Source organism: Novosphingobium sp. CECT 9465, assembly GCF_920987055.1.
Taxonomy (GTDB): Bacteria; Pseudomonadota; Alphaproteobacteria; order Sphingomonadales; family Sphingomonadaceae; genus Novosphingobium.
In genome coordinates this window covers 1,981,607-2,007,825 of record NZ_CAKLBX010000001.1, presented here as the reverse complement: position 1 = coordinate 2,007,825, position 26,219 = coordinate 1,981,607, and the positions used below count along the sequence as shown (strand labels likewise).

Annotated in this window: 19 protein-coding genes; 8 read left to right on the top strand and 11 right to left on the bottom strand. The window is 61.4% G+C overall.

The genetic code is table 11. From position 1 onward, the window contains the following. Nucleotides 1-115: 115 nt before the first annotated feature. A complete protein-coding gene (locus LUA85_RS09740; protein ID WP_231469163.1) occupies nucleotides 116-796 on the top strand; it encodes an alpha/beta hydrolase in 681 nt (226 codons plus the stop codon). 4 nt (nucleotides 797-800) lie between these two features. On the opposite strand, the gene glgX is transcribed toward LUA85_RS09740, so the two are convergent. The 7 genes from glgX to LUA85_RS09705 form a co-directional block, all read right to left on the bottom strand. Beyond that, entirely contained in the window at nucleotides 801-2,567 is a 1,767-nt protein-coding gene (gene glgX, locus LUA85_RS09735; protein WP_231469161.1) for a glycogen debranching protein GlgX, read from the bottom strand. Beyond that, a complete protein-coding gene (locus LUA85_RS09730; protein ID WP_231469159.1) occupies nucleotides 2,564-4,192 on the bottom strand; it encodes an alpha-D-glucose phosphate-specific phosphoglucomutase in 1,629 nt (542 codons plus the stop codon). Before LUA85_RS09730 ends, glgX begins: the two co-directional genes overlap by 4 nt. Then, nucleotides 4,192-5,646 (bottom strand): glycogen synthase GlgA, encoded by a 1,455-nt coding sequence (gene glgA, locus LUA85_RS09725; RefSeq protein WP_231469157.1) that lies wholly within the window; start codon nucleotides 5,644-5,646, stop codon nucleotides 4,192-4,194. The genes LUA85_RS09730 and glgA overlap by 1 nt, the downstream gene beginning before the upstream one ends. Further along, nucleotides 5,643-6,902: a glucose-1-phosphate adenylyltransferase gene (glgC, locus tag LUA85_RS09720; protein WP_231469155.1), complete on the bottom strand. Its 1,260-nt coding sequence runs from the start codon at nucleotides 6,900-6,902 to the stop codon at nucleotides 5,643-5,645. Before glgC ends, glgA begins: the two co-directional genes overlap by 4 nt. A gap of 17 nt (nucleotides 6,903-6,919) precedes the next feature. Continuing rightward, a complete protein-coding gene (gene glgB, locus LUA85_RS09715; protein WP_231469153.1) occupies nucleotides 6,920-9,085 on the bottom strand; it encodes a 1,4-alpha-glucan branching protein GlgB in 2,166 nt (721 codons plus the stop codon). 8 nt (nucleotides 9,086-9,093) lie between these two features. Further along, nucleotides 9,094-11,505, bottom strand: a complete 2,412-nt coding sequence (locus LUA85_RS09710; RefSeq protein WP_231469151.1) for a glycogen/starch/alpha-glucan phosphorylase — start codon at nucleotides 11,503-11,505, stop codon at nucleotides 9,094-9,096. Between the two features lie 469 nt (nucleotides 11,506-11,974). Beyond that, on the bottom strand, nucleotides 11,975-14,035 hold the full coding sequence (locus LUA85_RS09705) for a TonB-dependent siderophore receptor (RefSeq protein ID WP_231469149.1): 2,061 nt from the start codon (nucleotides 14,033-14,035) through the stop codon (nucleotides 11,975-11,977). A 262-nt stretch (nucleotides 14,036-14,297) separates the two neighbouring features. On the opposite strand from LUA85_RS09705, the gene LUA85_RS09700 reads away from it, so the two are divergent. The 3 genes from LUA85_RS09700 to LUA85_RS09690 all read left to right on the top strand — a co-directional run bounded on the left by LUA85_RS09700 (nucleotide 14,298) and on the right by LUA85_RS09690 (nucleotide 17,266). Further along, a complete protein-coding gene (locus LUA85_RS09700; protein WP_231469146.1) occupies nucleotides 14,298-14,501 on the top strand; it encodes a hypothetical protein in 204 nt (67 codons plus the stop codon). Between the two features lie 181 nt (nucleotides 14,502-14,682). Next, nucleotides 14,683-16,344 (top strand): ATP-binding protein, encoded by a 1,662-nt coding sequence (locus tag LUA85_RS09695; RefSeq protein WP_231469144.1) that lies wholly within the window; start codon nucleotides 14,683-14,685, stop codon nucleotides 16,342-16,344. Nucleotide 16,345: 1 nt separating this feature from the next. Further along, nucleotides 16,346-17,266, top strand: coding sequence for a DNA-binding response regulator (locus tag LUA85_RS09690; protein ID WP_231469142.1), 921 nt, complete (start codon nucleotides 16,346-16,348; stop codon nucleotides 17,264-17,266). A gap of 154 nt (nucleotides 17,267-17,420) precedes the next feature. Here LUA85_RS09690 and LUA85_RS09685 read toward each other — a convergent pair whose 3' ends face one another. Then, complete coding sequence (locus tag LUA85_RS09685; protein ID WP_231469140.1) at nucleotides 17,421-17,738, bottom strand: UrcA family protein; 318 nt, start codon at nucleotides 17,736-17,738, stop codon at nucleotides 17,421-17,423. 900 nt (nucleotides 17,739-18,638) lie between these two features. Between LUA85_RS09685 and LUA85_RS09680 the strand changes: the two genes are divergently transcribed. The 3 genes from LUA85_RS09680 (at nucleotide 18,639) to LUA85_RS09670 (ending at nucleotide 22,671) form a co-directional block, all read left to right on the top strand. Beyond that, nucleotides 18,639-20,039 carry an aldehyde dehydrogenase gene (locus LUA85_RS09680; RefSeq protein WP_231469138.1) on the top strand — a complete coding sequence of 467 codons (1,401 nt, stop codon included), beginning with the start codon at nucleotides 18,639-18,641 and terminating at the stop codon, nucleotides 20,037-20,039. A gap of 30 nt (nucleotides 20,040-20,069) precedes the next feature. Further along, nucleotides 20,070-20,921, top strand: coding sequence for a p-hydroxycinnamoyl CoA hydratase/lyase (locus LUA85_RS09675; RefSeq protein ID WP_231469136.1), 852 nt, complete (start codon nucleotides 20,070-20,072; stop codon nucleotides 20,919-20,921). A 136-nt stretch (nucleotides 20,922-21,057) separates the two neighbouring features. Beyond that, a complete protein-coding gene (locus tag LUA85_RS09670) occupies nucleotides 21,058-22,671 on the top strand; it encodes an NAD(P)/FAD-dependent oxidoreductase (protein WP_231469134.1) in 1,614 nt (537 codons plus the stop codon). Nucleotides 22,672-22,678: 7 nt separating this feature from the next. On the opposite strand, the gene ald is transcribed toward LUA85_RS09670, so the two are convergent. Beyond that, complete coding sequence (gene ald / locus LUA85_RS09665) at nucleotides 22,679-23,794, bottom strand: alanine dehydrogenase (protein WP_231469133.1); 1,116 nt, start codon at nucleotides 23,792-23,794, stop codon at nucleotides 22,679-22,681. A 144-nt stretch (nucleotides 23,795-23,938) separates the two neighbouring features. On the opposite strand from ald, the gene LUA85_RS09660 reads away from it, so the two are divergent. Continuing rightward, complete coding sequence (locus tag LUA85_RS09660) at nucleotides 23,939-24,394, top strand: Lrp/AsnC family transcriptional regulator (protein WP_231469131.1); 456 nt, start codon at nucleotides 23,939-23,941, stop codon at nucleotides 24,392-24,394. A gap of 7 nt (nucleotides 24,395-24,401) precedes the next feature. On the opposite strand, the gene fumC is transcribed toward LUA85_RS09660, so the two are convergent. Beyond that, on the bottom strand, nucleotides 24,402-25,778 hold the full coding sequence (fumC, locus tag LUA85_RS09655) for a class II fumarate hydratase (protein WP_231469129.1): 1,377 nt from the start codon (nucleotides 25,776-25,778) through the stop codon (nucleotides 24,402-24,404). A 22-nt stretch (nucleotides 25,779-25,800) separates the two neighbouring features. Continuing rightward, entirely contained in the window at nucleotides 25,801-26,211 is a 411-nt protein-coding gene (locus LUA85_RS09650) for a low affinity iron permease family protein (RefSeq protein ID WP_231469127.1), read from the bottom strand. Nucleotides 26,212-26,219: the final 8 nt, after the last annotated feature.

Sequence of the window (26,219 nt, the reverse complement as noted above, 5' to 3'; positions counted from 1 at the left end):
CAGAATCCGCGCATTTTGTCGCCAAGAAATTGTCTACTTATAAAGTTGAGTTATCTTCATGGTCTGTCGGGACGTAATCCGAGTCGACCGGCTTTCCAACTATGGAGATAGCAACATGGCTCACGATCGCTTGCCCCGGGAACGCATTTCCGGTGCGGAGAAGGGCCCGCTCATACTCACCGTGCCCGGCCTCAACAGCAGTGGCCCCGGCCACTGGCAGACGCTGTGGGAAGACAGCCTGCCGAACTGCCACCGCGTCGATCTTGGCCTGTGGGACGATCCTCACCGCAACACGTGGGTCAACAAGATCAACCTTGCGATTCAGCGCGCTGATCGTCCGGTCGTGCTTGTGGCGCACAGCCTTGGCTGCCTTGCGGTGGCATGGTGGGCGGAGTTCGAACAGCCGTCGCGCCCCGAAAATGGCGGCAAGGTCATTGGCGCGCTGCTCGTGGCGCCGCCCGACGTCGAAGTGCGTCCGATCGACCGCCGCCTGACGCGGTTCGCCCCGTTTCCCCACGGCGAATTTCCTTTTCCCAGCTTTGTCGTCGCCAGCCGCAACGATCCCTACATGGGTTTCGGACAGGCGCGGCAACTGGCCCGCGCATGGGGGAGTCGCTTTGCCGATGCGGGAGACGTCGGGCATATCAATGCCGAATCCGATCTTGGCGAGTGGGCGTTCGGGCAACTCCTGCTAAACCAGTTGCTGCCGCAGCCACTTTCGCCGCGCGAAGGCTGGTCGGCCGCTTCGGCGGGACATTTCCAGCCCGACCGAGCATTGCGCCGGATCGGCGCGTGATGGATCAGGCCGGACCGGCGAAAGGGCTGGTCCGGTCGATCACGAACGCATAGTCATCGTTGGACCATCGCAATCCAGCGGTTTCCGGGCTTTGCCAGTCTTCAACCGCCATGCAATCCCCATCCAGCCTCTGCCAATGCCCGTTTTCCGGAAATTCGACGAAATGCGATATTCTCTCATTGCGCCAGGTTGATAGCTGACACGTGTAGTCCTCCAGCGCGCGGTCGCGGGTTTCCCAATCAACCCATGTAATCGCGTTGTCCTGTGCATAGGCATTGTTGTTGCCGCGCTGGCTTCGCCCGAATTCATCACCGGCAGTCAACAGGATCGTGCCCGTGGAAACAAACAGCGTGCCCAGCATGGCGCGGGCATAGGCAGTGCGCGCGGCCAGAACGTCCGGGTTCCGGGTTTCACCTTCCACACCATTGTTCCAACTGAAATTTTCGCCATGCCCGTCGCGATTTTCCTCACCATTGGCCCAGTTGTGGCGATGTTCATAAGCAAGGCCGTCGGCCAGTGTGAACCCGTCATGGGCGGCCAGAAAATTCACCGACCGCGACCGTTTGCCGAACACATCGGCCGAACCGGCGATCCGTGTCGCCATCACGCCCACACCGGCGTCTCCGCGCCAGAACCGCCGCACATCGTCACGAAATCTATCGTTCCATTCCAGCCAGTTGGAAGGAAAAGCTCCCAACTGATATCCGCCAGGACCAATGTCCCAAGGCTCGGCAATCAGCACACGATCACTCAGCCATGGATCGGCTGCGATCTCGGCAAAGATTGGAGCATCAGCGAAAAATCCGGGACTGCGCGCCAGGATCGTGGCCAGATCGAAACGAAAACCATCGATTCCACAATGCTTTACGAAATGGCGGAGCGTGTCGAGCGCCAGAGCGCGCACCGCCGGATTGGCGAAGTCCAGCGTATTGCCGCATCCTGTGTCGTTGATCAGTGAACCGTCGGGCGCCTTGGCATATGTCGCGTCATCCAGCCCGCGCAGGCACAAAACCGGGCCGAGAACATCGGATTCGCCGGTATGATTCAATACGATGTCGAGTATTACACCGATGCCTGCTGCATGGAGTGCTGCCACGGTCTTGCGTAGTTCCGCAACGCCGCCGGGGCACAACCGCGGATCAAGCGCCATCGGCGCGACAGGATTGTACCCCCACGCATTGTTGAGGCCGAGCGGGGGGAGGTGGCGTTCGTCGATCCACGCGACAATCGGCATCAGTTCGATGGCGGAGACATTCAGGCGCTTGAGATGATTGACGATCGCAGGGTGAGCCAAGGCCGCTACGGTGCCGCGCAGGGCATCAGGCACATCGGGGTGCAGCATGGTGAGGCCGCGCACGCTGACCTCATATATCAGCCCCCCTTGCTGAAAGCGCGGTGTTTCCTTTGCGAGCGGTTCAGGATTTGCCACGATTCCTTTCGGAATATTCGACGCTGTATCAACACCATATGTCGATAAGCTCTGATCGAATCTGAATGATCCATCAAGCTCCATCGCGTGGGGATCGACCAGCAGCTTCTCGAAATCGAACCACAACCCCGACGCAGGGTTCCATTCACCCGACGCGCGATAGCCATAACGGCTGCCCGTGAGGTCGGCAGGCAGTTCGACTGTCCAGAAATCGCCCCAACGGGCCATCACAACCTGTTGTTCTCCATCATTTTCAAACAGGCACAGGGTCAGCGCTTCGGCACGCGGGGAACGGACGGTAAAGCGGGTCTTCCCGTCCGCCACCACGACGCCGGGCGTCATGTCACCACATCGGGCGCAGTGCGGCCGGTGTGGCGAACGATGCCGGCGATGGCATCCGCCGCAACAATGAGATCGGCCAGCATTTCAGGGGTTTCGCGGTCAAGATCGCCGCCGACCGGTTCGTACCGTTCAAGATAGACGCGCAAGGTTGCGCCCTCTGTGCCGGTGCCGGACAACCGGAACACGACACGCGAACCGCCTTCGAACAGTACGCGGACGCCTTGGTTTCTGCTGGTTGAACCAGCTACCGGATCAAGATACGAAAAATTGTCTGCTGTGGAAACTGTCAATGATCCGAATGCCTTGCCCGGCAAACTTGCGAGACTTTCATTGAGTTCCGCCATCAACGTATCGGCCTTGTCAGTGGGCAGTGCCTCATAATCGTGGCGGGCGTAGTAATTGCGACCGAACTTCGCCCAGTGCTCCCGCGCAAGAGTGTCGACGCTGATCTTGCGGACCGCAAGGATATTGAGCCAGAGCAGAACCGCCCAAAGCCCGTCCTTCTCGCGCACGTGGTCGCTGCCCGTGCCAGCGCTTTCTTCGCCGCAGATGGTTGCCATCCCGGCGTCGAGCAGGTTGCCGAAGAATTTCCAGCCGGTCGGCGTCTCGAAGCAGGGCAGGCCCAGCGCTTCGGCCACGCGATCGGCCGCCGCACTGGTTGGCATGGACCGGGCTATGCCTTTCAGGCCTTTAGCATAGCCGGGTGCGAGATTTGCGTTTGCGGCAAGCATGGCAAGGCTGTCGGAGGGGGTGACAAAGCGGTGTTTGCCCACGATCAGGTTGCGGTCGCCGTCACCATCGGAAGCGGCACCGAAATCGGGGGCTTGGGCGCTGAACATCGTATCGAACAGTTCGTGCGCGTGGACCATGTTGGGGTCCGGGTGATGGCCGCCGAAGTCCTCCAACGGCTCGCCATTGCGCACGGTGCCTTTGGGAAAGCCGAGGCGGCCTTCGAGGATTTCGGTGGCATAAGGGCCGGTGACCGCGCTCATCGCATCGAACGACATGCTGAAACCCGCCTGAACATTGGCACGGATCGCATTGAAATCGAACAAGGTTTCCATCAGTTCGGCATAGTCGGCAACGCAGTCTATCACCTCGACCACCATGCCTGCGACCGTGCTGGAGCCGATCGTGTCGAGATCGACATCCGGCGCGTCCACGGTCAGCCAGCGGTCGATCGTCTGGGTGCGCGCGTAAATTGCGTCGGTCACGCTTTCGGGTGCGGGGCCGCCGTTGGCGATGTTGTATTTTATGCCGAAATCTTCATCCGGCCCGCCGGGATTGTGGCTGGCCGAAAGGATCAGTCCGCCCGACGCGCCATATTTGCGGATCACATGGCTGGCGGCGGGCGTTGACAGAATGCCGCCTTGCCCCACCAGCACTTTGCCATAGCCGTTTGCGGCAGCGATGCGGATCGTCTGCTGGATCACCGTGCGGTTGTGATAACGCCCGTCGCCGCCCAGAACGAGCGTTGATCCGGCAGGTCGTTCCACTACATCGAATACCGACTGGACGAAGTTTTCGGCGTAGTTGGCTTGCTGGAAGACCTTGACCTTCTTGCGCAATCCCGATGTGCCCGGCTTCTGGCCGGAATAGGGCGTCGTCTGAACAGTCCGGGTCATCATACCTCCGCAATAAGTCTGGCATAGAGATCGGCATAGGCTTTGCCTGAGCGACCCCACGAAAAATCTGTCTTCATTCCAGCGCGCTGGATGCCACGCCAGATGTCCTGTTGCCAATAGAGCGTAAACGTCCGGCTGATCGCATCGACGAGCGACGGATATGTGACACGGTTGAATTGTACGCCGGTAGCAACGCCGCCCATCACGGCGGCAAGGTTTGCATCGATCACCGTATCGGCAAGGCCGCCGGTGCGCGCGACGACAGGCACGCAGCCGTAGGCGAGGCCGTATAGCTGGGTGAGACCGCAAGGTTCGAACCGGCTCGGCACAAGGATCGCGTCCCCGCCGCCCTGCATGCGATGCGAAAGCGCCTCGTCATAGCCGATGCGTACACCGATCCTGCCGGGGTGGCGCATGGCGGCGGCGTGAAAGGCGTTCTCCATCGCCTTGTCGCCTGATCCGAGCAGGGCGAGACGCCCACCCAATCCGACAAGGTGATCGATACATTCGAGAAGGACGTCGATGCCCTTCTGCCAGGTCAGCCGCGAGATCACCACGAACAGCGGCCCGTCGCCCGGTTCGAGGCCGAATTCGCTTTCCAGCGCGCGCTTGTTGGCCTGGCGTTTTGGGAGGCTTTTCAGGCTGAAGTGCGCAGGCAGGGCCGAGTCCCTTTCCGGGTTCCACTGGCCTGTGTCGATGCCGTTGACGATGCCGGATACGCGTTCACCCCGGCTCACGATCAGGCCTTCGAGGCCCATGCCGAATTCCGGGGTGCGGATTTCGCGCGCGTAAGTTGGGCTGACCGTGGTGATGGCGCTGGCCGCTTCGAGACCGGCTTTGAGGAAGCCGACGCCTCCGTGGTATTCGACGCCGTCGAGCGACCACGCGTGGGGCGGCAGGCCAAGTGCGGCGAATTTGTCAGCCCCGCAGAAGCCCTGGAATGCCATGTTGTGGATGGTCATGACGGAAGGCACGGGCCGCGCACCATCTGGCGAGGCAAAGCGGAGGTAGGCCAGCGCCATGGCCGCCTGCCAATCGTGCGCGTGGACCAGATCGAACTTGCGGCTCTTGACCGCGCCGCCCGCAATATCGGCCGCCGCGCGCCCGAAGGCGGCGAAGCGTCGCCAGTTATCATCCCAATCGCGACCTTCGCTATCGGAATAGGGGCCACCGTCGCGCTGGAAATAGGCGGGGGCGTCAAGCACCAGAAGCGGGTGCCCGTCGATCTTGCCACCCAACAACCGCGCCTTTTCGCCAAGCAGCGAATCCCAGGTGTGGAGCGCGCGGGGGCGGGCGAGCGCTTTGATCACCGCAGGGTAACCGGGCAGGAAGGTCGTCATCTCCACATCGTGCGGCGCCACTGCCGCAGGCAGTGCGCCCGCCACATCGGCAAGGCCGCCGGTCTTGACCAGCGGCACTACTTCGGACGCGACGGACAGGACCTTGATCGTCATGCGAGCTGGTCGATCATCCGTTTCGTGATCAGGCATACCCCGCTTTCGGTGCGCTGGAAGCGCTGGGCGTCAAGCTCCGGGTCCTCGCCGACGACAAGGCCTTCGGGAATACGCACACCGGAATCGAGAATCACCCGGCTGAGCCGCGCGTTTCGACCGATGTTGCAATAGGGCAGGATCACGGCTTCTTCACACGAAGAGAACGAACCCATTTTTACGCCGGTGAACAGCAGGCTGCGCCGCGCGATGGCCCCCGAAACGATGCAATCCTGGCTGATCAGCGACGATATGGCCATGCCGCGCCGCCCGTCTTCATCGTGCACGAACTTGGCCGGTGCCGCGATGATCTGGTCCGTCCAGATCGGCCATTCGCGATCGTACATGTCAAGCTTGGGGACGATGTCGGTCAGGTCGAGGTTGGCGTCGAAATAGGCATCAAGCGTGCCGACATCGCGCCAGTATTCCTCGATTTCCTCGGCAGCGCGGATGCACGAAGCGGTAAAGCGGTGAGCCACCGCCTTTCCGTTCTGGACGATATAGGGGATGATGTCGTTGCCGAAATCGCGGCTGGAATTGGGGTCTTCGGCATCCTTGCGCAGGATATCGAACAGGAACGCGGTATCGAACACATAGATGCCCATCGATGCCAGCGCCATGCCTTCATTGCCGGGAATGCCGGGCGGGTCGGCGGGCTTTTCGACGAAGGCGGTAATCGTGTCCTGCGTATCGACCGCCATGACACCGAAGCCGGTTGCCTCGGTGCGGGGCACCACAAGGCAGCCGACGGTCACGTGCGCGCCACTGTCCACGTGCTGGCGCAGCATCAGCTCGTAGTCCATCTTGTAGATGTGATCGCCTGCCAGGATCACCATGTATTTTGGCGCATAGGCCGCGATGATGTCGATGTTCTGATAGACAGCGTCGGCGGTGCCTTCGTACCACTGGTTTTCCGAGACGCGCTGCGAGGCTGGCAGGATATCGAAACTTTCATTGCGTTCGGGGCGCATGAAGTTCCACGCGCGCTGCATGTGGCGGATCAGCGAATGCGCTTTGTATTGCGTGGCAACGCCGATGCGGCGAATGCCGGAATTGAGGGCGTTCGACAGGGCAAAATCGATGATGCGCGATTTGCCGCCGAAATAGACTGCCGGCTTGGCGCGGTTGTCGGTCAGTTCCTTCAACCGGCTGCCGCGCCCGCCCGCAAGGACATAGGCCATCGCATCGCGCGCGAGCGGCTGTGAGTAAGAATCGCGCATCCCCTGTTCTCCGTCCCTTATTCTTCGAATTCAAGCATTAACGTGGCCAGCGGCGGCAGGACGACGAAGGCGGCGCCATCGCGTGCGACCACTTGTCCCAGATTGCCGATCCCGCTGCCGCCGTAGTCCTGTGCATCGCTGTTGAGCACTTCGCGCCATGCGCCATCATGCGGCAGGGGCAGGCGATAGTGATCATGGACCTGCGGAGTCATGTTGCAGATCACCGCGACGGGCTTTGCACCCGGAGCCTTGCGCAGCCATGCAAAGACGGAAGCCTGCGCATCGTCCACGACCAGCCATTCGAACCCTTCGGGTTCGCAATCGCGGGCGTGCAGGGCAGGGCGGGATGCGTAAATACGGTTGAGATCGCGAACCCATCGGCGGATGCCTTCATGCGCCGGAGCCTGAAGCAGATCCCAGTCGAGCGAACGGGCCTCGCTCCATTCGCGGCGCTGTGCAAATTCCTGGCCCATGAACAGCAGCTTCTTGCCGGGATAGCCCCACATCAACCCGTAATAGGCGCGCAAGTTGGCGAACTTCTGCCAATCATCGCCGCTCATCTTCGTCAGCAGGCTGCCCTTGCCGTGGACGACTTCGTCATGGCTGATGGGCAGGACGAAGTTTTCCGAAAACGCGTAGGTCAGGCCGAAGGTGATTTCATTGTGGTGATACTGGCGATGCACCGGCTCGCGCACCATGTATTGCAGCGTATCGTGCATGAAGCCCATGTTCCACTTGAAGCCGAAGCCAAGGTGTTCGCGCGGGGCTTCATCAAACGCGGGCTTGCTGACGCCGGGCCATGACGTGGATTCCTCGGCAATGGTGAGGAAGCCGGGGTGGCTGGCATAGACAGCGCGGTTCATCTTCTGGAGAAAGGCGACCGCTTCCCAGTTTTCGCGGCCGCCTTCGTCATTGGCGATCCATTCGCCCGCTTTTCGCGAATAATCGCGGTAAAGCATCGAGGCGACGGCATCGACGCGAAGACCATCGACATGATAGCGCTCTGCCCAGAACAGCGCGTTGTTGACGAGGAAACTGACGACCTCGTTGCGTCCAAAGTTATAGATCAGCGTGTTCCAATCAGGATGGAACCCAAGGCGCGGATCTTCGTGTTCGTACAGTGCGGTGCCATCGAAATGAACGAGACCGTGTTCATCTGTGGGAAAATGCGCGGGCACCCAGTCGATCAGCACGGAAACGCCTGCGCGATGCGCGCCATCGACGAACCGGGCAAAGCCCTCAGGCGGGCCGAAGCGGGCGCTGGGGGCGTAAAGCCCCGTCGTCTGGTAACCCCAGCTTGGATCATAGGGGTGTTCGGATACGGGCAGGAATTCGATGTGCGTAAAGCCCATCTCGGTAACGTAGGGGATCAGGCGGTCGGCCAGTTCGTCCCACGAATAGAAGCCGTCCTCATGCGGCTTTTGCCACGATCCGGGGTGGACTTCGTAGATCGACATGGGCTGGCGGCGGGCATCGACACTGGCCCAATGGGCGCGATGGCCTTCATCGCCCCAGTCCATTTTGACCGGATGGGCGGTGATGGAAGCGGTGCTGGGGCGAAATTCCGCTGCTTGAGCGTAAGGGTCGGCTTTCAGCGGCAGCAGAGTGCCATCCGCCCCGATAATGCGGTATTTGTAGGTGCGGTGTTCTCCGGTGCCGGGCACGAAAACTTCCCACACGCCGATATCGGCGCGGCGGCGCATCGGATGGCGGCGGTGGTCCCAATCGTTGAAATCGCCGACAACGCTGACGATACGCGCATTGGGCGCCCAGACTGCGAAGTGAACCCCGGACGCGCCTTCATGTTCGATCAGGTGCGCGCCCATCTTGTCGAAGAGCCGGAGGTGTGTGCCCTCGGCAATCAGGAAATCGTCCATCGGGCCGAGCACAGGGCCGAAGCTGAAGGCATCGGTCACCAGCCATTCGTTGCCCCCATTTTTGCAGGCATAGCGGACGGGCTGGCGCGGTCCTTTGACTTTTCCCTCGAACAGTCCGCGTCCGTCTACGCGGACCAGTTCGCCCAGCTTCTCGCCCGCCAGCGACCAGGCGATAGCCGTGTCCGCTCCGGGCAGGACGGCGCGCGCAAACGCGCCGTCGGGGCCTTCATGAATACCAAGCAAGGAAAAAGGATCGGCGTGCGTTCCGTCCAGAAGGGATTCGATGGCGCTCGCCGATGGTTTCATCCTGTCCTTCAGACCCCCCAGATATCGCGGGCATATTCGCCGATGGTGCGATCGGACGAGAACCAGCCTACATTGGCGATGTTGCGAATTGCCGACGCGCGCCAGCCCGCCTGATCTTCCCAGCGCTTGTCGATCTTGCGCTGCGCCGAATGATAGCTGTCGAAATCGGCGGCGACCATGAACCAGTCGTGATCGTAGATGCCACCCATCAGGCCCTTGTAACGATCGGGATCGTCGGGCGAAAATACGCCGGTGGCGATGGCGGCAAGGGCTTGTTGCAGTTCGCGCGATTTTTCGATCACGGCGCGCGGGTTGTAGCCATTGGCGCGCTGCTCCTCCACCTCATCGGCGGTAAGGCCGAAAATTTCGATGTGATCGTCGCCTACATGGTCCTTGATCTCGACGTTTGCGCCATCGAGCGTGCCGATGGTGAGCGCGCCGTTGAGCGCAAACTTCATGTTGCCGGTGCCCGACGCTTCCATGCCTGCGGTCGAAATCTGCTCGGACAGGTCGGCCGCCGGAATGATCCGCTCGGCCAGGCTGACGTTGTAATTGGGCACGAACACGACCTTTAGCAACCCGCCGACCGAGGGATCGGAATTGACGCGGCGGACGATATCGTTGGCCAGTTTGATGATCAGCTTGGCGTTGTGATAGCTTGAAGCCGCCTTGCCGCCGAAAATCTTGACGCGCGGCACCCAGTCGCGTTCCGGGTGGCTGCGGATCTGGTCGTAAAGCGCGACCGTCTCGATCAGGTTGAGCAACTGGCGCTTGTATTCGTGGATGCGCTTGATCTGGACGTCGAACAGGGCATCGGGATCGAGCCGGATGCCGGTCAAGCCCTTGAGATGCTTGGCGAGCGCCAGCTTGTTCGACCGCTTGACCTCGGCAATGCGTTCACCCAGCGATGCATCGTTTGCCAGCGCGTTGAGATCGGCCAGCTTTGCGGTGTCATCCAGGAACCCATCGCCGATCGCATCCTTGAGCACCGAGGTAAGGCCGGGATTGCACTGTTGCAGCCAGCGGCGCGGAGTGACGCCGTTGGTCTTGTTGTTGATCCGCGTCGGGTACAGCTTGTGCAGATCCGAAAACACGGTGGACTTCATCAAATCGGTGTGGAGCGCGGCCACGCCGTTGACGCTGTGCGCGCCGGTGAACGCGAGGTTCGCCATGCGGACCCGGCGTTCACCCCCTTCGTCGATCAGGCTGATCGCGGCGATCGCATTGTCGTCCAGTCCTGCACGTCGCGCTTCACGCAGGACACGGCTGTTGATCGCATAGACGATCTGCATGTGGCGCGGGAGCAGGCGTTCGAACAGCGGCAGCGGCCAGGATTCGAGCGCTTCAGGCAGCAGGGTGTGATTGGTGTAGCCGACCGTCGCCTTGGTCACTTCCCACGCTTCGCTGAATTCCAGCCCGTAGACATCCACCATAAGCCGCATCAGCTCTGCCACGGCCACGGCGGGATGGGTGTCGTTAAGCTGGATCGCAGCCTTGTCGGGCAAAGTGCGGATGTCGCCATGATACTGGACGTGGCGGCGAACGATGTCCTGGATCGAGGCGGAGGTGAAGAAATACTCCTGCCGCAGCCGCAGTTCCTGCCCGGCAGGCGTGGAGTCTGCCGGATAGAGTACGCGCACGAGGCTGTCTGCGCGCATCTGTTCGGCAAGTGCGCCAAGGTGATCGCCCGCGTTGAAGGCGTCGAGCTTCAGCGGATCGAATGCGTGCGCGGTCCACAGGCGGAGCGTGTTGACGCGCTTGCCGCGCCACCCGACGACGGGCGTATCGACTGCGCTGGCTTCGACCTTTTCGGCAGGGCGCCATTCCACGCCATCGCCGATGTCCACCACTTCGCCACCGAACCCGATGATATAGGCGCTTTCGCGGCGGTCGAATTCCCATGGGTTGCCATGGCTCAGCCATGTTTCGGGCAGTTCGACCTGCCAACCATCGTCGATACGCTGGCGGAACATGCCGTTCACATAACGGATGCCATAGCCGTAGGCCGGGATGTCGAGACTGGCGAGGCTTTCCATGAAGCAGGCCGCAAGACGCCCAAGGCCGCCGTTCCCCAACGCTGCATCAGGTTCGATGTCTTCAAGCGCCGACAGATCAAGCCCGTGTTCGCGCAAGGCCTTTTCCATGTCACGCGTCAGGCCCATGTTCGACAGGGCATCGCGCAGCAGGCGGCCAATCAGGAATTCGAGGCTGAGGTAATAGACCCGCTTGCCGCCCTCGGCATAAGTCTTGCGGGTGGATTCCATCCAGCGGTCGATGATCGCGTCGCGCAGGGTGAGCACCGTTGCCGTGTACCAGTCATGTGGTTTGGCTGCGCGTTCATCCTTGCCCACGCGATGACGCAGCACATCAATGATCTGCGCGTCGATTTCCGCCGCTTTGGAATTGATTTCGAGGCTCATGGCACACGTCCCACCCTGTTGCTCCCGGCGCGGGCGTGTGCCGGACCAATTGCGATCAAGCCACGTGCGCGCCGGAACCCATTGCACCGGCCTTTCAGTGCCGCCTGCTCGCATTTGCCCGGACCTGGCCGATGGCCGTTTCCTGCGATGCCTGGCGACGTTTCATCGTACTCCCAAGACATTTGGTATGACAGTGCCCGCGCCAACGGCAAGCATCGAATGTGTGCGATGAAACAATAATGCTGCAACCGCAGTGCAGGGGCATGCATGCAGGGGCCTGGCGCGATCTGCCACTGCTGCCGTCTATGTCGTTGCATCATTGCTGCCCCGCGCCATCGTGCCTGATTGTCGCAGCTTTACGGGCAGGCGCCCAAAATGTCGGGGCGAATACGTCTGCGTGATTCAGCCTAAGGCGCAAGGTACTGCGATATATGCGTTTCAGCAGGCCTGATGGGACATCGTCGGCAGATCAGCGGATTTCCAGGCGTATGCCGGCCCAGAACGTGCGCGGCGTACCTATGTCCATCGATCCGTCCTGTAACCGGGTCACGATCGTCTCGCCACCAAGGTTCTCGCCGCGCAGTACAAGGCTGATTGCCGGATGAAGCGGCAACTGGGCGAATGCATCGATTGTCGTGGCAGGGGGTAGCCGGTCGGTTTCGAGATCATCCTCGAACTGTGCGCCGACGTGCCGCACGGTTGCGCCCAGTGACCAACGCGGCGCAGGCCTAAACGATACCGTCGCCGTTCCGGCCCAGCGTGGCGTTTGCGCGGGGCGCTTGCCGTCAAGCGAAGATGATACACCGGAGGCTTCCATTTCGGCGTCGGTATGGGCGAGCGATCCATCGAATGAAAACTGGCCTGCGCGCAGCCGTGCAGCCAGTTCGATGCCGCGCGCATGAACGGCGTCCACGTTCTGGCGCTGCCGGGTGATCGTGTTGCCGCTCGCGCCCAGCGTGACATTGGCGATGGCATGCCTGATGCGATTGTCAAAAGCGGTGGCGCTGAAAGATACGCCCGGCGCCGGTGCGAGATCAATGCCGGCTTCGAAGCCTTCGAGTTCCTCGATGCGCAAGTCCGCATTGCGCTGCGTCGTGGTGATCGTCACGCCGCCGCCGCTGCGCGGTGCAACCACGTTGAACGAGCGGTAGAGTTCGTTGAGCGTCGGCAACCGCAGCCCGGTATAGGCCGATCCACGCAAGGATAGCGCGCTGCTGGCGGTTATGACTGCGCCGCCGCGGAAGCTGCCTTGCCATCCGCTCCGGTCGGCAAAGGCAAGATCGGTGGTCGGCGTACCTCCCGCCGTGGTTTCGACGAAGTAGCCTTCGCGGATTGTCCATCGGTCTGCCCGCGCGCCTGCGGTCAGAATGACCGGGCCAAGCTGCCAGTCGTTTTCGGCGAACAATCCCAGATCACTGGTGCTGCCCCCGGCACGACGGCGGGCGGTGACAAGGCCGGTCGCTGCGGAATAGGCATCCTCGGCCATGTCGCCATCGCTGCGGCGCACGTCCGCGCCAAGCCGAAGGACCATGTTATCGCCCACCGGCGGGCGCAATTCGGCCTTTCCGCCAACGCCGGTCGATGGTGTCGCGCGCTGATCGAGCGTTTTGCGGAAGCTTGTCGAGCTGATCACGATATTCGAGAAATCGCGAGCCTGCACATAGCCCAGCACGTCGAAAGCCCAATTGCCCCGGCCAACAAGCCGCAGCGATGCATCCTGCCCGGACGACGAAGTGTCAGCACCGGAAAAACGCAGGGTGCGGCGATCCGCGAACAGCAATCCGCGCATCTGCAATTCGATGTCCGCCGCGATTGGCGCGACCGCGCGCAGCCCTGTCGACCAGGCATCGAACCGGGCACGGGTGCTGGCCGGAACGCGCTGGCTTGCCGGCGTGGTCCAGAAGCCTTTGCCCCGGTCCCACCGGGCCGTGACGACCGCAAAGCCATCACCGACCTTGGGTGCAAGCGAACCGGATAGTTCGGTCTCACCCCGGTCGTTGGCGATCAGGCCCGCCTGAACCAGTCCGAGCTGATCGGCGTTGCCGCTTTCGAGTTCGACGGTTCCGGCAACTGCGCCTGCGCCAAATGCGCCAGCCCCGCCGCCGCGCGTGATCCGTGCCGAACCAAGGCGTTCCGGCGCGATGGCGCTGAACGGGATATAACCAAAAAAGGGATCGGCCATCGGGATGCCATCAAGCAGGACCAGGGTGCGGCTGGTTGCATTGCCTCCGAGCGCCCGCAAGGTGGCGCCTTGCGCCGAAGGATTGGAGGAACGGCTATCGGATCGGCGGAATTGCTGGAAACCTGCGGCCGAAGACAAGGCATCTTCAAGCCGACCCGATCCGGTTTCAAGCAGGCGTTCACGATCGATCTGCTGGACATTGTAGGCCTGCGATGCAGGCGCGGTTTCCAGCCCCGCGCCGATCACCACGATTTCCGACCGTTCCTGTTCCTGCGCAACCAGCGCCGTTGGAAAAGCAAGCGACGGAAGGAGGAGGGTACGCGTTGCGATTGAGGCGATTCGCCGCATTTTTCTGGTTCCATCAAGCCGCCACCGGGCAGTGAACGGCGTCAGTAATCAGGCGGGCGAGATTTGCCAGCGGGAAAAACGACGGGAAAACGCAGTCGGGCATGGCGCGGCTCATCGCGCGTGGCCAGAGCCTGCAATCCGAACCGGAAGCGCGGCTGGCCAAAATATGACATCTGTCCGGGAATGAAATGGGGCAAATGGCGTATCCCATGTGCTGCGCTGCAAAATATGGTGTCGGCAGAAACCGACATTGTGAGGGAATATGACTGTGCAACGTCTTACGCAGGTTGAGCCCACTGTGGTCCACAAGATGGCATCGGTCCTGAAGAGCCAGAAGCCAGAGGTTATCCAGACTCATTTCGGGATCGGGCTGAATACATGGGTGAAGCTGCGCGAGGGAAAGGCGATCCGGCATTCGGTTGCGGTGCGGCTGTTGCAACGCCTGCAGCGTGATCAGGTTATCTGAAACGGGTTCGCCCCTGCCTGCCAACGCTGACCCCCTACTTTGATAGGGGTTGAGTTGTGCCCGTTTGCGGTGCACAATCCGTATGCGCTACATAAAAACAATGGGCGCGCGGGGTCGGTAAGATGGGCACAAGCGCTAATGACCGGTCAGGGCTGGTCAACCGGGATAATCGGGTCAACGCATGAGCATTGGCCACCGCACCCATGCAGTTTTTTCACGCCGACGGATTGACCGCTTCGTAGCGGGTATCAGCCGCAGAGCAGCAGGCTATGCGCTGTATGTGATTGGATCGGCCACCGTTGCAGCCATCGTGCTGGCGGCGATGATGACGGGTGAAAGCCTGGCCGTTCATCTGAGCATTCATCTGGCGGCGGTGGTCGGAGTGTGTCTTGTCATGGCGACTGGCGCCATCGGCCTGCTCAGGAAGCCCGCCGAACCGCCGATCAACCTGCGGTTGATGGATGACCTTGAGGCAGCGCAATCGGCAAGCGCCGCGAAGAGCCGCTATCTGGCCAATGTAAGTCACGAAATCCGTTCCCCGCTCAATGCAATCTACGGTTACGCACAGTTGATCGAGCGCGAGACATCGGTTGATCCCAAGGATGCCGCACGTGTGATTCGACGCAGCGCCGAACATCTGACCAACCTTGTCGAAGGCCTGCTGGACATCGCATCGGTGGAGCAGGGCGTGGTGCGTATCGATAACGTCGTCGCGCGGCTGGTTCCCATGGTAGAGCAGATCGCCGACATGTTCCGGCCGATGGCCGAGCAAAAGGGTCTCGCGTTCCGCTGCGAACTGCCTGACCGTTTTCCAGAATTCGTGCGTATGGACGTGCGCCGCGTCAGGCAGGTCCTGATCAACCTGGTCTCCAACGCGGTCAAATTCACGAACGAAGGGGAAGTCGTGCTCGCCTTTCGATGGGCTGGACAGACTGCCACTTTCGAAGTGCGCGATACCGGGCCGGGAATATCAGAGGCGCTGCGTGAACAGGTGTTCGCGCCTTTCGAACGCAGTGGCGGTGAGGCTAATGGCGGCAATTCGGGTGCGGGGCTGGGGCTGGCGATATCCCGCGCCATCGTGCAGATGCTGGGGGGTGACCTGCAACTGGACAATGCAGAGGAACAGGGGGCCTGTTTTCGTCTGCGCCTGTTGATGCCCCAAGTTTCCGGTTTCGTCGAGCGCGATGCCGGATCGATCAGGCCGACAGGCTATGTCGGGAACCGCCGAACGGTGTTGCTGGTCGATGACAACCCCGATCACCTGGCGCTGCTGCGCATAACGCTGGACGAACTCGGTTTCGACATTTCACAAGCCAGCGACGGGCATACCGCACTGGCCATCGCCGAACGGGGACGGTTCGATGCGGTGATCCTCGACGTCAGCATGCCGGGCATGTCCGGTTGGGAAACCGCCGCACACATGCGCGCCGTGCATGGCCGCCACGTGGCAATCGTGATGCTCTCGGCGAACGCGGATGAGCGGCATGGTGTCGATGGCCGGGTGGCTGACCACGATCGCTTCCTGCTTAAGCCGATTGACCTGTCTGTACTGATCGATGCGCTGGGCAGCCTTCTGGCGTTGGAATGGACATGGCCTGCGGGCTTGCCTGCGGGCGCGGCACCGCCGCGGCAACGACAGCGAATTGTTCTGTCAGACACGGCACGGGTACATACCGAAAAGCTGAAATCGCTTGTGCGGATCGGTCATGTTCGCGCATTGGAGGGCGAGATTCGCGAACTTGAGCGGGCAGCGCCCGAAGCGGCCCCGCTTGTTGCCAAGCTATATGATTGCCTCGACAGGTTCGATCTCGCCGCGCTTGGGCGGACGGTGGAGGAATTGTGAAATGAGTGGCGGCAGCGCAAGGCGCGATACGGTGCTCGTTGTGGACGATGAACCGGATTCGCTGCGGTTTCTGACCGATACGCTGGAGGGCGCAGGCATTACCGTGCTTGTCGCGATTTCCGGGAACGCAGCGCTCGATCTGCTGCAACATGTCGTGCCTGATCTGATCCTGATGGATGCGGTGATGCCCGGCTTCGATGGTTTTGAAACCACCGCCCGGATAAAGGCCCGTCCCGATCTGGCGCATGTGCCCGTGATGTTCATGACCGGCCTGACCGAGAGCGAACACGTGATCGAAGGTTTCGAAGTGGGTGGGGTCGATTACCTGCGCAAGCCGGTCAATGTCCACGAACTGCTGGCGCGCGTTCGCGTCCACATTGGCCACGCCCGCGCCATGCATGCCGGCGCTGCCGGGCTGGACGCCACCGGGCGGCTGATGATGGCCACCGACAATCGCGGATTGCTGTTGTGGTGTACACCGCTTGCCGAACAGGCGATAAGCCGTGTCAGTCCTGAATGGAGCCGTGAGGGTGGCACTTTGCCGATGGCGCTGCGCGGCCCGTTGGAGCGACTGCTGGGGCGAAGCTCAACGCAGGGCGCATCGGCCAAGGTGGATCAGGGCGAGAACACGCTGGAGCTTGTGATCATCGCACAATACCGCGAAAACGAAATCCTCATCCGGCTGAACGAACTGAACCCGAAGGCCGATGTTACGAAGCTCCAGCAACGCCTTTCGCTGACAGATCGCGAAGCGGAAGTCCTCTTGTGGATCAGCTACGGCAAATCCAACGGGATGATTTCGGAAGTCCTGCTGATCAGCCCTCGCACGGTGCAGAAGCACCTTGAGAGAATTTACGAGAAGCTGGGCGTCGAAACCCGCGCCGCCGCTGCTGCGATGGCAATCAAGGTGCTCGGCGGCTGAGGCCTGCCGCTGTTGGTGCCGCTGTTGGCGCAAACGTTGGCTGAATGCCGACAACGCCGGATGCGAAGAGGGGGATACTCCACATCCGGCGTTGCGCATTCCCGCATGTCGCGTGACGGTCCAGGGTCGCCCGTACCACGCCGCGCGGGATGTTTCAGCGGCTCCGGTTGGTGGTGCTGCGCCGGGCAGCTTCCGCCATCTGCTGAACGGCCGGTTCGACGCTTGCGGCGGCTGCCCGGCGGCACGAATAGTCTGGCAGCGGCGTTACGATGAAGCGGTCCGATGGGTCGCAAGCTTCCGCTGCGGCTTCGGAAATGCGAACGCGCAGGCGGCGCATGTCTGCGGGGTTGGCAAGGTCCAGACCATCTGACGACACGGATATTTGAACCGTTTGCGGGCGTTCGCCGGCATTTGCCAGTTGTGGCGCTGACAGCAAGCCGATCGCCGCTGATGCGACGAGTAGTGTTTTCATGGCAATTCTCCTGCAACTGCTATTCTTTTGCGGAACGCGCACGTTTTCGCTGCTGTGTCCCGGATTGAGCCGATCGAGCGGGTATTCCCGTCTCTACCCGACCGTGATTGAAAATATGCCGTAGTGCCATCCGGCACAAGGGGCGGGCGGGGCCGAAATCGTTGGAATTCCGCCATTCCTGATTGTGCCATGCAGCACGAATCCCACCCTTGGAGCACTTTTGGACCTTGGCGCTGATGCAGCAAACTGCTGTTGTTACGTCCAACGTGTGCACACCGTCGCGCACCGGGTGATCGTCAGCCCTGCCAACGCGTTGCAGCAATCGGGCGGCACCAAAGTACCTGCGACGAGAGAAAAAAGCGTTTTTTTTGCGGTGATTGTTTGCCATCGATGATCGAAACGGCGCGGAAATGTCGTCCCAGCCGTGCTGGCGGGCGGGCCGAGCGATTCGGTTTGCACACCAGTATCGATTGCGTTGGCAGAGCATTGGGCCGGTAGACCTTCGCCCGCCATCCGCCGCTTCGACTGTTCGTTGCCACCCAGGCAAAAAAATGGGCCGCACCGTTGCCGGGCGGCCCTTGAAAGTTTGGGAGAGGATGCCTGAAAGGCCTGTTTCAAATGGCTGTGGAGGCCTTATCGTGCAAGTGCGAATAGCGGGATTTCAGTTGCGAGATTTGCAACTTTGATTGGCACTGTTCGTGCTCCAATGAAGCGCATGGGCCGGAACTGGCCGATTTCCGTGCATTTATTCAATGGTATAGCCTGGACGCAGAAGTAGGAACGCTCGCGCTTGCGAATGCAGGTCTTGCATGATTGCCTTGGGCATCTTGCCAAACGGATTATGCGGTTGCGCCGCAGATGACAGATTGCTATAAAACATAACATAAAGGGAGAGACGTCATGCTGTTTGAACGCATTAACCCGATGACCGGCGAAGTGGCCTCGCAGGCTGAGGCGATGACGGCGATCGATATTCCAGCGATTGCCGCCCGTGCCGCGGCAGCCTTTCCCGCCTGGGCTGCGATGGGGCCGAATGCCCGCCGCGCTGTCCTGATGAAAGCTGCCAGCGCACTTGAAGCGCGCGCCGAAGCTTTCGTCGAGGCGATGATGGGCGAAATTGGCGCGACCAGGGGCTGGGCGCTGTTCAACCTGGGGCTGGCCGCATCGATGGTTCGTGAAGCCGCAGCGCTCACCACCCAGATTGCCGGAGAAGTCATTCCATCCGACAAGCCGGGATGCGTCGCCATGGCGCTGCGCGAACCCGTGGGCGTCATTCTCGGCATTGCGCCGTGGAATGCACCGATCATCCTTGGCGTCCGCGCCATCGCCGTTCCGCTGGCTTGCGGGAATGCCGTGATCCTCAAGGCTTCCGAACAGTGTCCGCGCACACACGCGCTGATCATTGAAGCTTTTGCCGATGCCGGTTTCCCCGATGGAGTCGTCAATGTTGTTACCAACGCGCCCGCCGATGCGCCGGAGGTGGTTGGTGCGCTGATCGATGCGAAGGAGGTCAGGCGCATCAACTTCACCGGTTCAACGGCGGTCGGCAGGATCATCGCCACCCGCGCTGCGCAACACCTCAAGCCGTGCCTGCTCGAACTGGGGGGCAAGGCCCCGCTGATCGTGCTCGATGACGCCGATCTGGACGAAGCGGTCAAGGCGGCAGCGTTCGGGGCATTCATGAACCAGGGCCAGATTTGCATGTCGACCGAACGGATCATCGTGGTCGACGCCATTGCCGACGAGTTTGCATCGCGGTTCAAGGCCAAGGTCTCGACCATGGCGGTGGGCGACCCGCGCGAGGGCAAGACGCCGCTCGGCGCGGTAGTCGATGCGAAGACCGTCGCGCATTGCCTTGCGCTGATCGACGACGCCGTGGCCCATGGTGCGCAGTTGCTCACTTGCGGGGAAACGACTCACAACGTGTTGATGCCTGCTCATGTCGTCGATGGCGTGACGCAGGAAATGAAGCTGTTTCGCGATGAAAGCTTCGGTCCGGTTGTGGGCATCATCCACGCGCGCGACGAGGCCCATGCCATCGAACTGGCCAACGACACCGAATATGGCCTTTCCGCCGCCGTGTTCACGCGTGACACCGCGCGCGGCTTGCGCGTGGCCCGCCAGATCCATTCGGGCATTTGCCACGTCAACGGCCCGACCGTGCATGACGAGGCGCAGATGCCCTTCGGCGGCGTCGGCGCTTCGGGCTACGGCCGCTTTGGAGGCAAGGCGGGCATCGACAGTTTCACCGAACTGCGCTGGATCACGATCGAAACCCAGCCCGGCCATTTCCCGATCTGAACCTGCAAGATCATTCCGAGAGGACACACCATGACTGAACAGAAAATCGAGCGCGCGGAAGAAGATACCGTTGCCTTCGTCGTGGAAGACGGCATCGCCTGGGTTAAGTTCAACCGCCCGGAAAAGCGCAATTGCATGAGTCCCAAGCTCAACCGCCAGATGGGCAAGGTCATCACCGACCTTGAATTTCGCGAAGACGTGAAGGTTCTGGTGCTGACGGGTGAAGGCGATGCATGGTCAGCGGGCATGGACCTTCGGGAGTATTTCCGCGAAACCGAGGCCGAAGGCCAGTGGGCGATCCGCAAGGCGCAGCGCGAAGCCTATTCGTGGTGGGAACGCCTGCGCTGGTACGAAAAGCCGACCATCGCGATGATCAACGGTTGGTGCTTTGGCGGCGGCTATGGTCCTTTGTTCGCTTGCGACATTGCTGTCGCGGCCGAAGATGCCCAGTTCGGACTTTCCGAGATCAACTGGGGCATTCTGCCCGGCGGTGGCGCTTCCAAGGTGGCGGCAGACCTGATGCCGCTGCGCAAGGCGGTCTACCATGCGATGATGGGCGAAAATCTCAGCGGCAAGCAGGCCGAGCAGCAAGGTTTGGTGACCGAAGCGGTCCCCGCCGACAAGCTCAAGGCGCGTGTGCTCGAAATCGCGCAGGCGCTGTGCAAGAAGGACGGCCACGCGTTGCGCGCGACGAAGTGGGCGGTTCGCCGCGTTGCCGAAATGACTTACGACAATGCCGAGGATTACCTTATCCGCACCCAGGAAGCGCTGCACAGCTTCGGAGGCGTTGAAGCGCGCAAGGAAGCAACGCGCCAGTTCCTTGACGAAAAGAGCTTCAAGCCTGGGCTTGGAACCTTCGATGCAACCAAAGTAAAGCGCTGATTTTACAACAACTTTGCTCATGTTGAAAAGCCCCGGTCGCGCAAGTGGCCGGGGCTTTTGCTTGGGGGCTGCGCGATAAAGGCAGTTGCCAGTCCGGGGACATGCGGCCACCCTTTGGGCAAAGGAGCCGAGTTGCATGACCAACCGTTACGATGCATTGATCATCGGTGGGGGACACAACGGCCTGACTTGCGCTTTCTACCTTGCAAAGGCTGGGATGAAAGTGCGTGTGCTGGAACGCCGCCATGTTGTCGGCGGGGCGGCGGTGACCGAGGAATTCCACCCCGGTTTCCGCAATTCGACCGCGAGCTACACCGTCAGCCTGCTACGTCCCAAGGTTATCGCGGACATGAAGCTGCATGACTACGGCTATCGCGTGATCGAGCGGACGATCAGCAACTTCTTCCCGTTTCCAGATACCTATCTGAAGCTTGGTGGTGGGCCGGGCCGCACCGAGGCCGAGTTCGCGCGGTTCTCCAGAGCCGATGCCGGGACATACCCGAAATATGATGCGGCGCTTGAAAAGGTCGCGAACGTGTTGCGCGATATCGCGTTGCAGTGCCCGCCGAACGCCGGTGGCGGCTTGCGCTCGCTGTTCGCCGCCGCGCAGCAGGGTTGGCCGCTATCGCGCATGGATATTTCGACACAGCGCGATCTGCTGGACATCTTCACGAAGTCCGCCCGCGATTTCCTCAATGGCTGGTTCGAGGACGATCATGTCAAATCCGCTTTTGCCTTCGATGCGGTGGTCGGCAATTATGCGGGCGTATCCACCCCCGGCAGCGCGTACGTTTTGCTGCATCATGTGTTCGGTGAAGTGAACGGCAAGCTGGGTGCATGGGGCCATGCCGTGGGCGGCATGGGTGCGATCACGCAGGCCATGGCGCGGGCGTGCGAGGATGCGGGCGTTGAAATCACGCTGGAAGCGCCGGTGGCCAGAGTGCTGGTGAACAACAGCAAGGCCGAAGGCGTGAAGCTGGAAGGCGGCGAAGAACTTTACGCGCCGATCGTTGCCGCCAATGTCGGCCCCGCGCTGCTCTACCGGCAACTGGTCGATTCCAGCGATCTTGACGATGACTTCAACCGCCGGATCAAGGGCTACAAGACCGGATCGGGCACGTTCCGCATGAATGTGGCGCTGTCCGAACTGCCGGATTTCACGGTTCTGCCCGGCAAGGCCCTGGCCGAGCATCACACCGCCGGCATCATCATCGCGCCGGGCATGGACTACATGGATCAGGCATTCAGCGATGCACAGCAGCATGGGTGGTCGAAGCAGCCGATCGTGGAGATCAAGATTCCATCCACGGTGGATGACAGCCTTGCGCCTCCGGGGTACCATGTCGCCAGCCTGTTCTGCCAGCAATTTGCGCCGCAATTGCCCGACGGCAGATCATGGGACGATGCGCGCGAGGAGGTGGCCGACCTGATCATCGATACGGTCACCGCCCATGCGCCCAATTTCAAAAACAGCGTGATTGCCCGGCAGATACATTCCCCGCTCGACCTTGAGCGCAAGTTCGGATTGATCGGGGGTGACATCTTCCATGGGGCCATGGGTGTTGATCAATTGTGGGCAGCGCGTCCGGTGCTGGGCCACGGCGATTACCGCTCGCCCATCAGCGGCCTGTACATGTGCGGATCGGGTACGCATCCCGGCGGCGGCGTGACAGGAGCGCCGGGACACAACGCCGCGGCCGAAATCATCCGCGACCGATCCGTGATGTGGAAATTGCTGCACCGCAATTGAATTGCTCTCAGCCGAGCACGTCCGCCACTGGTGTATAAGCGTAACCCAGTTCGCGCGCGACAGCGGCGTAGGTCAGCTTGCCTTCGTGCACGTTAAGGCCCGCTGCAAGATTGCTGTCTGTACGCAACGCCTCCTTCCAGCCCATGTCGGCGATGCGCAGGGCGTGGGGCAGCGTGACGTTGTTCAGCGCATATGTGCTGGTCCGCGCGACCGCGCCGGGCATGTTGGCCACGCAATAATGCACCACGCCATCGACGATATAAGTGGGATCGGCATGCGTGGTGGCGTGGCTGGTTTCGAAGCACCCGCCCTGATCGATGGCAACGTCTACCAGCACGGCGCCGGGTTTCATTGTCTTCAGCATGTCGCGCGTTACCAGCTTCGGTGCTGCGGCGCCGGGGATCAATACCGCCCCGATCACCAGGTCTGCATCGGCGACCAGCGCGGCAAGCGCGGCCTTGCCGGAATAGAGGGTGCGGGCGCGCCCCTCGAAGTGATTGTCGAGCCGTTCGAGCACGTCAGGATCGCGATCGAGGATGGTCACGTCCGCACCGAGGCCGACCGCCATCTGTGCAGCATTGATGCCGACCACGCCCCCACCGATGACCACGACCTTGCCCGGCAACACGCCCGCAACGCCGCCCAGCAGCACGCCGCGGCCGCCGTGCGCTTTCTCAAGCGCGGTTGCACCGGCCTGGATTGCCATTCGCCCTGCCACCTGGCTCATTGGCTTGAGCAGGGGGAGGGCGTTGCCCGCGCCGGTTACGGTTTCATACGCAATGGCGGTCACGCCCGACTTCACAAGGTCAGCAGTCTGCTCCGGGTCAGGCGCGAGATGCAGGTAGGTGTAAAGGATCTGGCCCTTGCGCAGCATCGCGCGCTCCCCCGCCTGCGGCTCCTTGACTTTCACGATCATTTCGCAGCCATCAAACACGCTTCGTGCGTCGGGCTGGATTGTGGCACCTGCCGTTTCATAATCTCCATCGCTGGCACCGATGCCGTTGCCCGCACCGGCTTCAACCCATACCTCGTGGCCATGGGCGACGAGTTCGCGCGCGCTCTCCGGGGTCAGCCCGACGCGATATTCGTGGTTCTTGATCTCACGGACGGTGCCTACGCGCATGGTACTGTTCCTCGGATTGGCGGGTTAGCATGTTAACGCCAGCATATCCCATCGTTCCCGGCAGAAATTGCCTATTGTTGGCTAGGCAGTTCGTTGGCGTGGTGATATTATTCGGAATAGGCGAATTATTCGGGAAAATATTTCATGGATCGTGCAGATACCGCTGTACTGGAAGCGTTGCAGGCCGATTCGGCTCTTTCAATTGCCGAGCTTGCCGAAAAGGTCGCGTTGTCGCCTTCAGCGTGTCATCGGCGGATCAAGGCGCTGGAGCAAGTGGGGATCATAGCAGGGTACGGCGCGCGCCTCGATCCCCGCAAACTGGGCCTCACGATAGAGGTGTTCGTCGAGATAACACTCAACAGTCACAGCAGGGAAGCAATGGACCGCTTCGAGCAGGTTGTCGCTGACCTTGACGATATTCTCGAATGTCATCTGATGTCGGGCAGCGCGGACTACATTTTGCGCGTGGCCGCAGCCGATCTTGCGCATTTCGATGCCATCCACCGCGATTGCCTCGCCCGGCTTCCCGGTGTTTCCTCGATGCGGTCCAGTTTCTCGCTGCGACGGATCAAGCAGATGCGCGGTTATCCGGTCCGGTAGCGCCGCCTCATACCATATCCTGCGGGCGCACGATCCGGTCGAACATGGCCTCGTCCACCAGCCCCGAAGCAAGCGCCGCCTCCCGCAAGGACAAATCCTGTTCGTGCGCCTGTTTGGCGATTTTCGCCGCAGCATCATAGCCGATGTGGGGGGCAAGCGCGGTTACCAGCATCAGCGATCGTTCGAGCAGATCGGCAATACGGCGGCGGTCGGGTTCGATGCCTTCGACGCAGCGTGTGGCAAAACTCATCATGCCCACCGAAAGCAGATGGACCGAACGCAACACGGCAGCCCCGATCATGGGCTTGAACACGTTGAGTTGCAGATGCCCCTGCATGCCGCCGATGGTGACTGCCTGATGATTGCCGATCACTTGCGCGCCGACCATCGTGAGCATTTCGGCCTGCGTCGGGTTGACCTTGCCGGGCATGATAGAACTGCCCGGTTCATTGGCGGGCAGTTCCAGTTCGCCCAGACCGGATCGTGGACCCGAACTGAGCAGGCGGATGTCGTTCGCAATCTTGGTCAGCGTCACCGCCAGCGTTGCCAGCGTGGCCGAGAACTGGACAAGCGCATCGTTGGATGCCAGCGCCTCGAACTTGTTCGGCGCTGTAATATAGGGACGCCCCGTCAGCGCGGCCAGTTCGGCAGCGACGTCATTGGCAAAGCCTTCCGGCGCATTCAGCCCGGTGCCAACTGCCGTGCCGCCTTGCGCCAGCCGCAACAGGTGGACCTCCGCCTGCCTCAACCGGTCGGTGGTGTCCGTCAATTGCTGGGCATAGGCGGAAAATTCCTGTCCCAGCGTCAGCGGCGTTGCATCCTGCAGATGAGTACGCCCGATCTTGATTATGCCGCTCCACGCGAGCGCCGCACCGCTCAAGGCCCCACGCAGGCGCCCCAGTGCGGGCAAGAGGTCGCGGTTCAGCGCTTCCACTGCCGCAATATGCAGCGCCGTGGGGAAGGTGTCGTTTGACGACTGCCCTTGATTGACGTGATCGTTGGGATGAACCGGCACCTTGCCGCCGCGCGTTCCGGTCAGGATTTCGTTGGCGCGGCCGGCGATAACCTCGTTCGCGTTCATGTTGGACTGCGTACCGCTACCGGTTTGCCAGATCACCAGCGGAAACTGGCTGTCCAGCTTGCTCTCCACCACTTCGGCTGCCGCCTGCTCGATGGCGTCCGCCAATTGCGTGTCCAGCCCGTGGCGGCGATTGACGCGGGCGGCGGCCTGCTTGATCAGCGCCAGCGCGCGGATGATGCCGACCGGCATCGTTTCCGTCGCGCCGAACGGGAAATTTTCAATGCTGCGCTGGGTTTGCGCACCCCAGTAGGCATCGCCAGGCACACGGACTTCGCCGAGGCTGTCTGTTTCGATTCTCTGCATCACCGTTTCTTCCGCAAGCCCGTCAGGTGCGCTTTAGCAGGTTTTCGACGGTGTCATCGGCTGTTGCCTGCTTGTTTTTCATCCCGCTGACTTCCTGTTCCAGTGCGCTGCGCAACTTTTCGATCTGCTCGTCAGTCAGGTGTTCGATCCCGACAAACCCTTCACGGGCCTTGTCCACCGCGCGCAGAAGTTCATCCAGTTTGGCCTGCATGGCCGCAGCATCGCGGTTCTGACTGTTCTGGATCAGGAAGACCATCAGGAAGGTTACAATGGTTGTGCCGGTGTTGATCACCAGTTGCCAGGTATCGCTCCACTGGAAAACAGGCCCGCTGATGCCCCAGCCTATGACAATAGCCATGGCGATTATGAAAGTCGCAGGACGCCCTGCCATCGCCGACACACGGTTGGCGATCATTGTGAAAACCTGTTCCACAGTGTGCG

Excerpts from the sequence above, each read along its gene's own strand:
- LUA85_RS09740 (WP_231469163.1), top strand. The coding sequence starts at position 116 with ATGGCTCACGATCGCTTGCCCCGGGAACGCATTTCCGGTGCGGAGAAG.
- glgX (WP_231469161.1), bottom strand. The coding sequence starts at position 2,567 with ATGACGCCCGGCGTCGTGGTGGCGGACGGGAAGACCCGCTTTACCGTC.
- LUA85_RS09730 (WP_231469159.1), bottom strand. The coding sequence starts at position 4,192 with ATGACCCGGACTGTTCAGACGACGCCCTATTCCGGCCAGAAGCCGGGC.
- glgA (WP_231469157.1), bottom strand. The coding sequence starts at position 5,646 with ATGACGATCAAGGTCCTGTCCGTCGCGTCCGAAGTAGTGCCGCTGGTC.
- glgC (WP_231469155.1), bottom strand. The coding sequence starts at position 6,902 with ATGCGCGATTCTTACTCACAGCCGCTCGCGCGCGATGCGATGGCCTAT.
- glgB (WP_231469153.1), bottom strand. The coding sequence starts at position 9,085 with ATGAAACCATCGGCGAGCGCCATCGAATCCCTTCTGGACGGAACGCAC.
- LUA85_RS09710 (WP_231469151.1), bottom strand. The coding sequence starts at position 11,505 with ATGAGCCTCGAAATCAATTCCAAAGCGGCGGAAATCGACGCGCAGATC.
- LUA85_RS09705 (WP_231469149.1), bottom strand. The coding sequence starts at position 14,035 with ATGCGGCGAATCGCCTCAATCGCAACGCGTACCCTCCTCCTTCCGTCG.
- LUA85_RS09700 (WP_231469146.1), top strand. The coding sequence starts at position 14,298 with ATGACTGTGCAACGTCTTACGCAGGTTGAGCCCACTGTGGTCCACAAG.
- LUA85_RS09695 (WP_231469144.1), top strand. The coding sequence starts at position 14,683 with ATGAGCATTGGCCACCGCACCCATGCAGTTTTTTCACGCCGACGGATT.
- LUA85_RS09690 (WP_231469142.1), top strand. The coding sequence starts at position 16,346 with ATGAGTGGCGGCAGCGCAAGGCGCGATACGGTGCTCGTTGTGGACGAT.
- LUA85_RS09685 (WP_231469140.1), bottom strand. The coding sequence starts at position 17,738 with ATGAAAACACTACTCGTCGCATCAGCGGCGATCGGCTTGCTGTCAGCG.
- LUA85_RS09680 (WP_231469138.1), top strand. The coding sequence starts at position 18,639 with ATGCTGTTTGAACGCATTAACCCGATGACCGGCGAAGTGGCCTCGCAG.
- LUA85_RS09675 (WP_231469136.1), top strand. The coding sequence starts at position 20,070 with ATGACTGAACAGAAAATCGAGCGCGCGGAAGAAGATACCGTTGCCTTC.
- LUA85_RS09670 (WP_231469134.1), top strand. The coding sequence starts at position 21,058 with ATGACCAACCGTTACGATGCATTGATCATCGGTGGGGGACACAACGGC.
- ald (WP_231469133.1), bottom strand. The coding sequence starts at position 23,794 with ATGCGCGTAGGCACCGTCCGTGAGATCAAGAACCACGAATATCGCGTC.
- LUA85_RS09660 (WP_231469131.1), top strand. The coding sequence starts at position 23,939 with ATGGATCGTGCAGATACCGCTGTACTGGAAGCGTTGCAGGCCGATTCG.
- fumC (WP_231469129.1), bottom strand. The coding sequence starts at position 25,778 with ATGCAGAGAATCGAAACAGACAGCCTCGGCGAAGTCCGTGTGCCTGGC.